Raw genomic sequence first — 13,915 nt, forward strand, 5'->3', positions numbered from 1 at the left:
GTCTGTCTCGTTACAGGTTGAGTTCTCGCGTTGTGCCGTATTCCAAATTGAGCCGAACAATGAAGTTCGAATCATCTTGAGATACATCGATACAATCACAACCCGGATAGTTTCCACGTCCATCTCATAAGACGCTTCCGCTATCCAAATTACTTACTTCTTCCTGATTGTTAAAGAACGACAGCCGATACAGTTGCCTGCATCACTCTGACTGGCTCAATCGCCAATGCGAAGCATTCGCTGATCGGTTCAGCAAACCCTTGGCATTGAGGATTGGTGGAGGCAGACGGGATCGAACCGACGACCCCCTGCTTGCAAAGCAGGTGCTCTCCCAGCTGAGCTATGCCCCCATACAGAGACCTCTCAGGCTTCCTTGTCCAGACAACTTGGTGGGTCTGGTTGGATTCGAACCAACGACCCCCGCCTTATCAAGACGGTGCTCTAACCGACTGAGCTACAGACCCCTGAGTCTGTCTTAATCAACAGCCGATAAGCGTGAGCGCTTCACTTCGCGGTAAGCTCGAGAAAGGAGGTGATCCAGCCGCACCTTCCGATACGGCTACCTTGTTACGACTTCACCCCAGTCATGAATCCTACCGTGGTGACCGTCCTCCTTGCGGTTAGACTAGCCACTTCTGGTAAAACCCACTCCCATGGTGTGACGGGCGGTGTGTACAAGACCCGGGAACGTATTCACCGCGGCATGCTGATCCGCGATTACTAGCGATTCCAGCTTCATGCACTCGAGTTGCAGAGTGCAATCCGGACTACGATCGGTTTTCTGGGATTGGCTCCCCCTCGCGGGTTGGCGACCCTCTGTTCCGACCATTGTATGACGTGTGAAGCCCTACCCATAAGGGCCATGAGGACTTGACGTCATCCCCACCTTCCTCCGGTTTGTCACCGGCAGTCTCCCTAGAGTGCTCTTGCGTAGCAACTAAGGACAAGGGTTGCGCTCGTTGCGGGACTTAACCCAACATCTCACGACACGAGCTGACGACAGCCATGCAGCACCTGTGCGCCGGTTCTCTTTCGAGCACGCCCAACTCTCATCGGGCTTCCGACCATGTCAAGGGTAGGTAAGGTTTTTCGCGTTGCATCGAATTAATCCACATCATCCACCGCTTGTGCGGGTCCCCGTCAATTCCTTTGAGTTTTAATCTTGCGACCGTACTCCCCAGGCGGTCAACTTCACGCGTTAGCTACGTTACTAAGGAAATGAATCCCCAACAACTAGTTGACATCGTTTAGGGCGTGGACTACCAGGGTATCTAATCCTGTTTGCTCCCCACGCTTTCGTGCATGAGCGTCAGTATTGGCCCAGGGGGCTGCCTTCGCCATCGGTATTCCTCCACATCTCTACGCATTTCACTGCTACACGTGGAATTCTACCCCCCTCTGCCATACTCTAGCCTGCCAGTCACCAATGCAGTTCCCAGGTTGAGCCCGGGGATTTCACATCGGTCTTAGCAAACCGCCTGCGCACGCTTTACGCCCAGTAATTCCGATTAACGCTCGCACCCTACGTATTACCGCGGCTGCTGGCACGTAGTTAGCCGGTGCTTATTCTTCCGGTACCGTCATCCCCAACGGTTATTAGCCATTAGGTTTTCTTTCCGGACAAAAGTGCTTTACAACCCGAAGGCCTTCTTCACACACGCGGCATTGCTGGATCAGGGTTGCCCCCATTGTCCAAAATTCCCCACTGCTGCCTCCCGTAGGAGTCTGGGCCGTGTCTCAGTCCCAGTGTGGCTGGTCGTCCTCTCAGACCAGCTACTGATCGTCGCCTTGGTAGGCCTTTACCCCACCAACTAGCTAATCAGCCATCGGCCACCCCTATAGCGCGAGGCCCGAAGGTCCCCCGCTTTCATCCGTAGATCGTATGCGGTATTAATCCGGCTTTCGCCGGGCTATCCCCCACTACAGGATATGTTCCGATGTATTACTCACCCGTTCGCCACTCGCCACCAGGCCGAAGCCCGTGCTGCCGTTCGACTTGCATGTGTAAGGCATGCCGCCAGCGTTCAATCTGAGCCAGGATCAAACTCTTCAGTTCAATGCCTGTTACTGTTTTCGGTTCCGTAGAACCGGTCGCTCACTCAAAGCTGACAGGTTATGAATCTCTTCATTAACCTGACTTACTTTAGTGTGAGACTCTTGATACTTTTGCTTATCCCGGTAAAACCAGGTCCGCTTCCATCAAGCGCCCACACTTATCGGCTGTTCATTGTTAAAGAGCATTTTCTGCCAAGCTTTCCTGCCCGCTCAGCAGCGCTGCGTTGTCAGCAGCAGAGAAGCGAAATTATGAACCCCTTTTCTTCGTCCGTCAACAACTTTTTATCCATCTCGTCGTCGCAAACCCGGGTCCCGCTTCCTGACTCGCTACGCCTACCGCTTCAACTCCCTCTCTAGCAGTCGGCTGCGCTTCCTTCTCTCTCCCCCGCTGTCCGTTTCCGTTTCAGCGAAAGAGGCGTGATTCTAGTCATAAGATTCATTACATGCAAGCGTATCTCGAAATTTTTTTCTCTCAGGCAATCCAGTCACCGCCCCCCATGTGACGCTTCGGCCAGAAAGTCGTAAACCGCAGCACCCTCACGGAACAGACTAAAATGACAGGTTCCTCGCATCCAATTATGTCTATCTATGCGCCAGCGAACCGCTAAACGCCTCCCCCCCGATGCCGACAAATTGGTCGGCTTGTCGCTCGCGCTGTTCGCGTCCGGTAGCCGCGTCGAAGATCGCTTCTGGGAAGCCAAGCTCGACGCTCTGCTCGCGAAGATCGTGCGCAACGGCAACCAGACCACCCTCGACGCCGCGCTCGACCACCTTCAGCAGAATCATCCGGACGCCTACGGCGCGCTCGCCGACATGGCAGAGACGCATAGTGAATCGCTTGCCGTCGAGGTCGACGGCAAGCCATACGAGGCGCTTCTCGTTGCCATTCCCGTGCTCGCGTGGACTCGCTATATGATTCCGTCGGGCGCGTTGAAGGCCGAGATCGCCGACCTATTGCGTACTCATCTGCAAGCACACGTGCTCGCGCAGGGCACGCTCGTCGCCATGGCCCCGTTTCTTTACAGCATCGACCAGTTGCCCCGTCACCACGTCGAAACCTATCGACTCGCGCAGCAACTCGCTCATGCGGCGCTCGGCAATCACCCGGTCAAGCTCAACTTCGGCGACTTGCCTGAAACCTCGCCGATTCTCGCCGATCCGCGCTTCCTGCTTGCCGTGGCGGCCGCACCCGTCGGCGCACCGCTCTTTCGCTGGCAGGAAGAAGAACACGGCACGCGCCTCGAGCGTGGCCAGTGCCTCGAGCAATGGTCGGCGCAAGGCGGTGCGAATTTGACGGCGGCGCTGCCCGGCTGTGAATTCGAGTGCCTGCTACCCGATGCCTATTATTCCGCCTGCCGCGATGCCGACGAGCGGATCCGCCCGCATACCGTGCGCACGGCGATCCGCTATCTATTCGATACGACAGGCGCCACGCCGCAGGACTTGCGCGCCGTGATCGCCGGCTTTGGCGAGCGCCGGATCGACGAATATCGGGTTGCCTTCACCCGGCGCGGCAGCAACGATGTGATTTATGGCGTCGTCTGGCCGTTGTATGGCAGGGAGAACGGCGACGCGGCCGCCGACGACGCGACGCTCGAGTCCGAAGCGCCTGTCGACGGGCCGCTCGAGGAAATCGTGACGCTGCTGAAGGAAGCGGGCATCACCGATATCCGCCGCCACCCAGGCCGGTTCGAGCCCGAATACTGCGACGACTGCGGCGTGCCGCTGTATGCCGATCCGCTCGGCGAGATCGTCCATGCGGAGATGCCGGAAGATGCGTCTGCGTCGCAGCCGCACTTCCATTAAGGCATCTTCCGCCCGTCTGTTCCGCCCGGACGGCGAAACAGGCGGAGCGCGGCGGCTCGTCATATTGACGATGGCGAGCCCGTCGACGCATTGGATTGGGCGAGGGTTCGCCCCGCCGGCCCCGCCGCGCCGGCATGGGCTGTCAATGGCAGCCGCACATCACACATAGCTATCGCAGTTCGTGCGGGCGACGCGTGCAAGCCCCGCCGCGGCTCGCTTCGCACGCCGCTCAGCGAATTTGGCTCGCCGCCCGCATGCGCCCTCGCAGCGGCCCTTTCTCTTTCTGTGCGCGACTCATTGACGACACGCTCGCGAAGCCCGTCGTCGGCTTGCTGCCATCGACTCGGCGTGAAGGCACGCGATCGAACATCGGCGCGATCGCCGGCCGTCATGCCATCGGTTCAGGTTTGATGACAGGCAGGCCTGGGCGCCGATCGCTTCTTGTATTTCCCGCGCCTTCCGGGCGGACTTCTTTCGATACATCCTTCGCGTCTCAACGCCGCGATCGCGGCGCGCGCGCCGCGATCGCGATAAGAGCGACGAGCGACGTGCCGAGCAGCAGCAGCGACAACGCCGATGCGGGCAGGTAGTAACCACGCTCGACATCGCCGATCACGACGATCGGCACGGTCGCGAATCCAGGCGGATAGACAGTGAGCGTCGCGCCAAGCTCACCGAGCGACAGCGCGAAACCCAACGCGAGGCTCGCGCGGATCGCGGGCACGAGTTGCGGCAACAGCACGCGCAACAACACCATCGCGGGCGGTGCGCCCAGGCTTGCCGCCGCCTCGCGCAACACCGTCAATTCCGGACGCAGCGCCGCCGCCGCGCATCGGTAACAAAACGGCAGTACCAGCGCAAGCTGCACGAGCACGACGATCGCGGGCGAACTCGACAAATCGACAGGTTTCGTGTGATACGCGATCAGCACCGCGAGCCCGAGCACGACGCTCGGCACGCCGTTCGGCAACATCACGAGCGCGTCGACGAACGCGCCGATCCCGCGCCGGCCGCGTGCTTCGAGCGCGAGCGCAAGCGCGATCCCGAGCGCCGTGCCGAGCACGGCCACACCAAGCCCGATTTCCAGGCTCGCGACAAGCGCGTCGAATTCGGGCCGGCCGAGGCGCTCATACCAGCGCAAGCTATAGCCGGCGGGCAGTATCGTGCCCGACCATTGCGCGGCCACGCTCGACAGCGCAACGACGACAACGGGCAGCACGAACAGCCAGCAGCAGGCAATGGCGGCAAATATGACGAGCGCACGCGACGCAAGACGCGCCGCCGCATCGGTCCAGCGTGGCTCTCGGCGCGGCACCGCGATGCGGCGCGACGAAAACTCAGCCGGCATCTCGCTCCTCTCTCGGCACGGCCACGCCGCCTCGGGCGCGTGCTTCAGCAAATAACGGATTCCCGCCGCGACATGGCGGCGGCGGGACAAACATCGGCGGTTGCCGCCATCTTGGGGATGCCGCGGGGATATCCGCGCGGACTGCCGACGACATCGCGCAATGGCCCCGCGAAATCACGGCGCTGAACGCACGATTTTCGGCCGTCACGCTGCCGTCGCCCAATACCGCCGCGCGGGCACGTTCGTCACTCCGCATGGCGCCCGCCTTCATTCGCGCGCCGGCTCATCCGCCGGTACAACGCATAAAGCGTCAGCGAGATCGCCAGCATCACGACCGAGCCGGCCGCCGCTGCCGGCAGATCGAGATCGACCGTCGCGCTGCTGTAGATCGCCACCGGCAGCGTCACGAGTTTCGCGCTGCCCAGCACGAGCAGAATGCCGAATTCGTTCAACGTCAGCAAAAAACACAGGATCACCCCCGCTGCGATTCCGGGCCACGCAAGCGGCAGCACGACGCGCCGGGCCTGCATCCATCCGTTCGCACCCAGGCTCGCCGCCGCCTCGACGAGCCGTGGATCGAGCGTCGCGAACGACGCGAGCGCCGGACGCACGACGAACGGCGTGTAGAACACCGTCTGCGCGAGAATCACGCCGCCCGTGCCGAACAGAAAATCGAGCGCGGGCGCGTCGAGGCCGAACAGACGCTGTAGCGCAATGCTGACGGAGCCCTGCGAGCCGTACAGAAAAATCATCGTGAACGCGACGAGAAACGACGGAAACGCGACATACAGCTCCAGAAAGCGCGTCACAATCGATGCGCCGGGAAACGGCCGAAAAAACAGCAGCGTCGCGAGCAGCACGCCCGTCACCGACGCCGTGCCCGCGCTCAGGAACAGCACCCACAGCGTCGTGCCAAGCACGTCGCGGACGTCATGGTTCGAGAAGAACGTGCGATAGGCGGCGAGCGTCGGCCCGTGTGAGTCGATCATGCTCAGCAGTACCAGACGCACGAGCGGATACAGCACGAGCGGTCCGAGCACGAGCGCCGCGAGCGCGACGACGCGCAGGTTCGCGCGGCGCTCGCGGCGCCGCGCCGCCGCATCGTGTTCGGCGGCCGACGCGCGCAGGCGGCCAGCATCGGCGCGCTCGCCTACGGCGGCGCGCGCCGCGTGCGATTCAGGGTGCGATAAGGACGACATCGTCCGCCTCGCAATCGAGCGACACGCGCGCGCCGCGCTCGGGCGGATGGCCGCGGCCGCGCTGTTGCATGACGAGCACGGGCTCGTCGCATGCGGCATCGAGCACGACGCTCAGCGACAACGCCGCGCCATGCCATTCGACCGATGCGATCGTCCCGTGCAGCCGCCCTTCGCCCAACGGGCGCACGGTCAGCCGCTCGGGCCGCACGCATGCGACCTTGTCACGCATGTCGTGGCGAGCATCGCCGAGCGCGAACACGACGCTCGGCGGCAGCAGATTCGCCGCGCCGAGATAACGTGCGACAAACCCGTCGGCCGGCGTGTCGTAGAGCTGCTGCGGCGTGCCGAGTTGCGCGATCCGCCCTTCGCGCATCAGCAACACGCGGTCGGCAAGTACGAGCGCATCGTCGCGATCGTGCGTCACGCACACGACGGTCAAGTTCGGCAGCCGCTCGTGCAGCGCCTTCAATTCGCTGCGCACCGATGCGCGCAGGTTCGCATCGAGCGCCGACAGCGGCTCGTCGAGCAGCAGCACATCGGGCTCGATGACGAGCGCGCGCGCAAGCGCCACCCGCTGCTGCATGCCGCCCGACAACTGCGCGGGCAAATGATGTCCGGCATCGCCCAATTGCACGAGCTTCAACGCATCTGTCACGCGCCGCGCGATCTCGCCGGACGCCATGCGTCGCGCGCGCAGCCCGAACGCGACGTTCTCGAACACCGACAGATGCGGAAACAGCGCATAGTTCTGGAACAACAGGCCGAGATTGCGCTTATGCGGCGGCGCGTGCGTCAGATCGCGGCCGGCGACGCTCAGCGTGCCGCTCAGGCCATCCGCCTTCACGAAGCCTGCGATGAAACGCAACAAGGTGGTCTTGCCGCAACCGCTTTGACCGAGCACCGCGAGCAGTTCGCCCGCGCCGATATCGAGCGATAGATCGTCGAGCACCGTGCGCGCGCCGTAGCGCACGCTCAGGTGCCCGATATGCACGCCGCCCGGCGCGCCCGTGCGCGGCGCTGCCTGAGGCTGCGTCGCGCCGAACGCGCCGGGAGGCGAAAAGCTCGCAGTATCCACCGGTATTCGTCCTTCGGCTTGGCCGCCGCTTATTTCGGCTTGACGACTTCGGTCTGCTTGCCCGAATCGCCGATCACTTCCTTCTTCCAGCGCTCGGTCCAAACCGGCTTTTTCGCCATCACGGCGTTCCAGTCGACCGGAATCAGCTTCACGCCGGCGATCGCGCGCTTGACCGCTTCGCCGTTCTTGCCGGCGAGCGGCACGTCGGTACGGCCCGGGATGCCGAACATGTCCGGCACCTTGGCCTGCACGTCGGCCGACATCAGGTAGTCGATCAGTTTCTTGCCGGCGTCCTGGTTCGGGCCGCTCTTGATCAGACCAATCGCGTAAGGCAGCTGGAACGTCGTCGGCGGCTCGCCTTCCTTCGCGGCGATGAAGACCGGCTTGATCGACAGGCCGCCGTGCTCGGCGTCGTCGAGATCCATCTGCAGATCGCCGTTGGCCACCGCGATCTCGTTACGCGACAGCAGCACGTTCAGATAACCCGTTCCCTTGGTGTGGAACTTCACGCCGCGCTCGAGCTTCGCGAGATAGTCGAATGCCTTGTCCTCGCCCATCAGCGCGCTCGTCAGAATGATCACGGCCATTCCGTCGCCCGCCGTCGCCGGGTTCGAATACGCGAGCTTGCCGCTGTAATCGGGATGTAGCAGATCGGCGAACGTCTTCGGCTGGCTTTTCACGACGGCCGGGTTGATCGCGAACGAAAAATAGTTGTTGACGAACGTTGCCCAGGTGCCGTCTTCCGCTTTTGCGATCTGGGGCACATTCTTGTAATTCACACTCTGGTACGGTTGCAATAGGCCCAGCTGGCCCGCCTGCTGAATGAAAGGCGGCAGCGTGACGATCACGTCGGCCTTCGGCGAGCCTTTTTCGACGTTCGCGCGGTTCACCACCTCGCCGCTGCCCGCCGTGACGATGTTGACTTTCACGCCCGCCTGTTTTTCAAACGCGGGCAGCACGTCGCGATACAGGTTCTCGAGACCGTCGGCCGTATACAGCACGACCGCGGCCGCCTGCGCCTTTACCGCGACACCCTGCAACACCATCGCCGCGCCGGCTGCCAGCACGAGGCGGCGCCAAGCGCCGCGGCACGGGGAATTCGAATGCGTCATCTCCGCCTCTCTGTAGGGTGATCCGCAAACAGCCAAAGGCTGCGGTTTTCGCAAAAAACGTAAGCATCACAACGTTCGATGACAGCCCCGTGAAGGCACTTCAAATTCAGAACGGCCGCACGTTTTCCCGCGATACCGCACAAGCCCCGACCGATTCTGCTGCCCCTTTTATCGAACAAGGAACCACCCGGCAATGCATGCATCCGATCCCATTTTGCTGACTCCAGGCCCGCTGACGACGTCGCACGCCACGCGCGAGGCGATGTTGCGAGATTGGGATGCATGGGGCGTCGATTTCACCCAGATGACCCGCAGCGTCTGCGCGGATCTCGTCCGGATCGCGCAGGGACAGGACGAATTCGTCTGCGTGCCGCTGCAAGGCAGCGGCACATTCGCGGTCGAGGCGACGCTCGGCACGCTCGTGCCACGCGACGGCCGCGTGCTGGTGCCGAACAACGGCGCGTATTGCGCCCGGATCGCACGCATCCTGACCCGGCTTGGCATTGCGCACGTCGAGCTGGCGTTCGCGGAGCACGAGCCGGTGTGCGCGCAAGCGCTCGACGAGGCGCTCGCGCGCGATCCGTCGATCACGCACGTTGCGCTCGTGCATCTGGAGACGAGTGCGGGCATCGTCAATCCGCTCGACGAAATCGCCGCCATATGCGGGCGACATCGCAAGCATTTGATTGTCGACGCGATGAGCTCGTTCGGCGCGCTGCCGATCGCGCTCGCGGACAGCCCGATCGACGCGGTGATCTCGGCGAGCGGCAAGTGTGTCGAGGGAGTGCCCGGCATCGGTTTCGCGATCGTGAGGCGCACGCTGTTGAGAAGCTGCGAGGGACGCTCGCCGTCGCTTGCGTTGGATTTGCACGATCAGTACACGTATATGCGCGTCACGTCGCAGTGGCGCTTTACACCGCCGACGCACGTGCTGGCCGCATTGCGCGCGGCGCTCGATCAGTTCTTCGCCGAGGGCGGGCAACCGGCGCGCGGTGCGCGCTATGCGCAGAACTGCCACGTGTTGATCGACGGCATGCGCGGACTCGGCTTCGAGCCGTTTCTCGACGCGCGCGCGCAAGGCCCGGTGATCGCGACGTTTCACGCGCCGCGCGATCACGCTTACTCGTTCCACGAGTTATACAAGGCGGTGCGCGAAGCCGGCTATTTGCTGTATCCGGGCCGGTTGACGACGGCCGATACGTTTCGCGTCGCGTGCATTGGCGCAATCGGCGTGCAGGAGGTTCGTGACGCGGTGGCGGCGATCGGACGGGCGTTGGATACGCTTGGGATCAGGCTGCGTTGATGCAGGGCCGGCTCGTCTGAATTGCATGCGCGCGGGCGTGTCATGTCGAGCGCCGGCCGCGAGGCACCGCGGCCGGCGCTCGACGACGCGGATTACAGCACGATCCGCTTGATCTCGCCGACGACGAAGATGTATGACAGCGCGCCAATCAGCGCCACCACGCCGATGAACGCAAGCGCCCCCACGAACGACCCAGTCGCCGCGACGATAAAGCCGACCACGAGCGGCGTGACGATGCCCGCGAGATTGGCCGCGAGATTGAACACGCCGCCGGTGACGCCAAGCAGCCCTTGCGGCGCGATATCGGATACGAGCGTCCAGCCGAGCGCCGCCATTCCCTGCGCGAAAAACGCAACGGACATGATCGCGATCACCGCTTCATTGCTCTTCACGTAGTTCGCGAGCACGATCGTCGACGCAAGCAGCAGCCCTGCGATGATCGGCAGCTTGCGCGCGACATTCGCCGATTTTCCCCGGCGCAACAGCCAATCCGACAGCATGCCGCCGAACATCACGCCAACCGAGGCCGCGATGAACGGCAGCACCGCGAAAAAGCCGATTTTCAGCCAGCCCAGGTGGCGCTCGGTGGCCAAATAGGTCGGAAACCACGTGAGAAAGAACACGAGCGTCGAGTTGCCAGCGAACTGACCGATGCAGATGCCCGCGAGCTGCCGCTTGCCGAGCAGTTGCCGGACCGTGCGCCAACTGAACGGCTGCTGCGCGCGCGATGCCGGCTGCTGCGCCAGGCCGCCGCCCGCATCGATATAAGCAAGCTCGGCTGCGTTCGCGCGCGGATGATCGCGCGGCTCGTGATAGCACTTCCACCAAACGAGGCCGAACGCGATGCCGACGCCGCCGACCGCCCAAAACAGCGAGCGCCAGCCGAACGCGCCCATCAACGCAAACAGCACGGGGCTCAGGAACGCCAGGCCGACGTACTCGCCGACCGTATAAGTGCCGGTGGCCATCGCGCGCTCCTGCTGCGGAAACCACGTCGCGACGACCCGGCTGTTGGTCGGGAAACACGGCGCCTCGGTCACGCCGAGGCCAAGCCGGCACGCGAGGAGCGGCGCGACGCCATGCACGAAACCTTGCGCGAGCGTGCACGCGGACCATAGCGTCATCGACCAGTAATAGGTGAGCTTGCTGCCGAAGCGGTCGAGCAGCAGCCCTCCCGGCACCTGCGACAGCACATAGGTCCACGAGAAGGCGGAAAACATCACGCCCATCGCAGCAGCGCCGATCCCGAGCTCCTTCGTCAGCCCCGGCGCCGCCACGCCCAGCACCGTGCGATCGAGATAATTGATCATCGTGCCGATCGCAAGCAGCGCGAGAATCCGATAGCGCGCGTTCGAGCGCGGCTGCACCGCACTCGCACCGGCGCGGGCGGATGAGGCAGATGTGACGTCGGGGTGGATTGGCTGCGGCATCAGTGTCTCCTTATATCTTCGATTGAATGCAACATCGGTTGCCGCCGGGCGGCCGCCGGACGCACACCGGAAAGCCCGCCTGTCCCGGCGCGGCTTGCGTCCTCAGCAAGCCTGCAAGCGGCCTGATCTCTGAGTCCGCTGTCCGGCGGCGGATTTTCAGCGGCGCACGAGCGCCTGAAAATGCTCGAGCATCCGCGCCGCATCCGGCGCACGGCCCGTGAAAATCTCGAATGCATCGACCGCCTGGTACACCGCCATGCCGCCGCCCGGCAACGTGCGGCAACCGAGCGCCCGCGCGGTGCGGATCAATTCGGTTTCGAGCGGAAAATAGACGATATCGGCCACCCACAGCTCGCCGCGCAGCAGCCCGGCGGGCAGCGGCAGCCCCGGATGCTTGAGCATGCCGGTCGGCGTCGCGTGGATCAGGCCGCTCGCGGCGGCAAGCGCGTGGCCGAGCGAATCGCCCGCGCTGACCTGTGCGTGCGGAAAACGCGCCTGCAACTGCCCGGCGAGTTGCTGCGCACGCGTGGTATCGATGTCGAACAGCGTGAGCGCCGCCGCGCCCATCGTCAGCGCCGCGTGCGCCACCGCCGCGCCCGCGCCGCCCGCGCCAAGCTGCACGACGCGCTCGAGCGACGCGCCCGGCAGCCCGCTCGCGAATGCCTTCGCAAAGCCCGACCAGTCGGTGTTGTAGCCTATGCGCCGTCCGTCGGCAAAGCGCACCGTATTGACCGCGCCGAGTGCGTCCGCGTCGGCCGACAGTTCGTCGAGACAGCCGATCACGCGCTGCTTGCACGGATGCGTGATGTTCAGGCCGTCGAAGCCCATCCGCTCGGCGGCCGTCAACAGATCTGGCAACGCATCGGCCGACAAGCGCAGCGCGTCGAGATCGATGCGGCGGTAGACGTAATTGAAGCCCTGCCGGCGCCCTTCCTCCTCATGCATCGCGGGCGACAACGACGCGCCGATCCCCGAGCCGATCAGCCCGATCAAAAACGAGCGTGCAGTCATTGCGCGGTCTCCCGGACGAGCAGCGTCGCGAGCCGCTGCAGCGCGAACGCGTAGCCTTGCGTACCGCAGCCGCAGATCACCCCGTGCGCGACTGCCGACACGAACGAATGGTGCCGGAACGTTTCGCGCTGGTGGACGTTCGAGATATGCACTTCGATAACTGGCTTGCCGAGCGCCGTGAGCGCGTCGGCAAGCGCGACCGACGTATGCGTGTACGCGGCCGGATTGATCACGATGCCCTGCACGCGCTCGCGCGCTTCGTGCAACCAGTCGATCAACTGATGCTCGGCATTCGACTGCCGGAATTCCAGCGCGAGGCCCAGCGTATGCGCGACGTCCGCGCAAAGCCGCTCGACGTCCTGCAATGTTTGCGAGCCGTATATATGCGGCTCGCGCGTTCCCAGCAGGTTCAGGTTTGGCCCGTTTAGAACCAGCACCTTCGGCTTGCTCATGTATGACTCTCCGGCAAAAACAGCAACGTATGTATATCAGCCGCGGCGCTCGGCCCGAGCCGCGTCCTCGGCATTGGACGTCAGTGTGCACGCATACGCGTGCAGCGTCTGTCCGGGTTTTCTATAATTTGTACCATCTAGTTAGTTCCTATAATCGTAACCTGGCCCCGGCGCGGGCACGCTTCGTCATTTGCCAGCAGGAAATCCAACCATGCAACGTTCGATCGCCACCGTCTCTTTGTCCGGCACGCTCGTCGAGAAACTCAGCGCAATTCGCGCGGCGGGCTTCGACGGCGTCGAAATTTTCGAGAACGACTTGCTGTACTTCGACGGCTCGCCCGCCGACGTGCGCAGCATCGCCGCCGATCTCGGCCTGTCGATCGTGCTGTTTCAGCCGCTGCGCGATTTCGAAGGGGTGACGCCCGAGCGGCTCGTGCGCAATCTCGAGCGCGCGAAGCGCAAATTCGATCTGATGCATGAATTGGGAACGGATCGCATCCTGCTGTGCAGCAGCGTGTCGCCGGACACGCTCGACGACCACGCGCTGCTCGTCGACCAGTTGGGCGCACTCGCCATCGCCGCGCAACAGGCGGGTGTCGTCGTGGCTTATGAAGCGCTCGCCTGGGCGCGTACCGTGAAGACCTACGCACACGCCTGGCAGCTCATCGACGCGGTCGATCATCCGCACCTCGGCCTCGCGCTCGACAGCTTCCACACGCTCGCGCTCGACGATTCGCCCGACGGCATCGCGCAGATTCCGGGCGAACGGATCGCGTTCGTCCAGATTGCCGATGCGCCGCGGCTCGCGATGGACGTGCTCGAATGGAGCCGTCACTACCGGTCGTTTCCGGGCCAGGGCGATTTCGACGTCGCCGGCTTCACCGCCCGCGTGATCGAATCGGGTTACGACGGGCCGCTGTCGCTCGAAATCTTCAACGACGGATTTCGCGCGGCGCCGACCGCCGCGACGGCATCCGACGGCTACCGGTCGCTACTCTATCTCGAGGAGATGACGCGCGCGCGGTTGATTCGGGAATCGAATGCCGAAGCGGGCAGACCGGCGCCCGACGCATCATCGTTGAACGCATCGGCGGCGGCAGCGGCAGCGCAGGCCTCGCCGCACG

The 13,915-nt window shown here is 63.5% G+C and carries 9 protein-coding genes, 2 tRNA genes, 1 rRNA gene and 1 pseudogene; 3 read left to right on the forward strand and 10 right to left on the reverse strand.

Going from position 1 to position 13,915, the window contains the following annotated elements; genetic code table 11:
* Positions 1–274: 274 nt before the first annotated feature.
* The 3 genes from AQ611_RS23265 to AQ611_RS23275 all read right to left on the reverse strand — a co-directional run bounded on the left by AQ611_RS23265 (position 275) and on the right by AQ611_RS23275 (position 2,056).
* A tRNA-Ala gene (locus AQ611_RS23265) sits at positions 275–350 on the reverse strand.
* Between the two features lie 37 nt (positions 351–387).
* Positions 388–464, reverse strand: a tRNA-Ile gene (locus AQ611_RS23270).
* Between the two features lie 61 nt (positions 465–525).
* Positions 526–2,056 (reverse strand): 16S ribosomal RNA (locus tag AQ611_RS23275).
* Between the two features lie 587 nt (positions 2,057–2,643).
* On the opposite strand from AQ611_RS23275, the gene AQ611_RS23280 reads away from it, so the two are divergent.
* On the forward strand, positions 2,644–3,861 hold the full coding sequence (locus tag AQ611_RS23280) for a DUF2863 family protein (protein ID WP_059520736.1): 1,218 nt from the start codon (positions 2,644–2,646) through the stop codon (positions 3,859–3,861).
* 493 nt (positions 3,862–4,354) lie between these two features.
* Here AQ611_RS23280 and phnV read toward each other — a convergent pair whose 3' ends face one another.
* The 4 genes from phnV to phnS form a co-directional block, all read right to left on the reverse strand.
* Positions 4,355–5,209, reverse strand: coding sequence for a 2-aminoethylphosphonate ABC transport system, membrane component PhnV (gene phnV / locus AQ611_RS23285; protein ID WP_069236484.1), 855 nt, complete (start codon positions 5,207–5,209; stop codon positions 4,355–4,357).
* Between the two features lie 245 nt (positions 5,210–5,454).
* Positions 5,455–6,408 carry a 2-aminoethylphosphonate ABC transporter permease subunit gene (phnU, locus tag AQ611_RS23290; protein WP_069236219.1) on the reverse strand — a complete coding sequence of 318 codons (954 nt, stop codon included), beginning with the start codon at positions 6,406–6,408 and terminating at the stop codon, positions 5,455–5,457.
* Complete coding sequence (gene phnT, locus AQ611_RS23295; protein ID WP_069236220.1) at positions 6,386–7,483, reverse strand: 2-aminoethylphosphonate ABC transport system ATP-binding subunit PhnT; 1,098 nt, start codon at positions 7,481–7,483, stop codon at positions 6,386–6,388. The genes phnU and phnT overlap by 23 nt, the downstream gene beginning before the upstream one ends.
* A gap of 29 nt (positions 7,484–7,512) precedes the next feature.
* Positions 7,513–8,595 (reverse strand): 2-aminoethylphosphonate ABC transporter substrate-binding protein, encoded by a 1,083-nt coding sequence (gene phnS / locus AQ611_RS23300; RefSeq protein ID WP_059520732.1) that lies wholly within the window; start codon positions 8,593–8,595, stop codon positions 7,513–7,515.
* A gap of 193 nt (positions 8,596–8,788) precedes the next feature.
* Here phnS and AQ611_RS23305 point away from each other — a divergent pair, with 193 nt between their 5' ends.
* Entirely contained in the window at positions 8,789–9,898 is a 1,110-nt protein-coding gene (locus tag AQ611_RS23305) for a 2-aminoethylphosphonate--pyruvate transaminase (RefSeq protein ID WP_069236221.1), read from the forward strand.
* Between the two features lie 92 nt (positions 9,899–9,990).
* Here the strand turns inward: AQ611_RS23305 and AQ611_RS23310 are convergent, their stop codons facing one another.
* The 3 genes from AQ611_RS23310 to aroQ all read right to left on the reverse strand — a co-directional run bounded on the left by AQ611_RS23310 (position 9,991) and on the right by aroQ (position 12,791).
* Complete coding sequence (locus tag AQ611_RS23310) at positions 9,991–11,328, reverse strand: MFS transporter (RefSeq protein ID WP_069236222.1); 1,338 nt, start codon at positions 11,326–11,328, stop codon at positions 9,991–9,993.
* 156 nt (positions 11,329–11,484) lie between these two features.
* Positions 11,485–12,339, reverse strand: a complete 855-nt coding sequence (locus AQ611_RS23315; protein WP_069236223.1) for a shikimate dehydrogenase — start codon at positions 12,337–12,339, stop codon at positions 11,485–11,487.
* Positions 12,336–12,791 (reverse strand): type II 3-dehydroquinate dehydratase, encoded by a 456-nt coding sequence (aroQ, locus tag AQ611_RS23320; RefSeq protein ID WP_059520728.1) that lies wholly within the window; start codon positions 12,789–12,791, stop codon positions 12,336–12,338. Before aroQ ends, AQ611_RS23315 begins: the two co-directional genes overlap by 4 nt.
* 211 nt (positions 12,792–13,002) lie before the next feature.
* Here aroQ and AQ611_RS26815 point away from each other — a divergent pair.
* Positions 13,003–13,818, forward strand: a pseudogene (locus tag AQ611_RS26815) (sugar phosphate isomerase/epimerase family protein); the annotation flags it as partial.
* Between the last annotated feature and the right edge of the window lie 97 nt (positions 13,819–13,915).

Origin of the sequence: Burkholderia singularis (genome assembly GCF_001718875.1) — a bacterium.
Taxonomy (GTDB): Bacteria; Pseudomonadota; Gammaproteobacteria; order Burkholderiales; family Burkholderiaceae; genus Burkholderia; species Burkholderia singularis.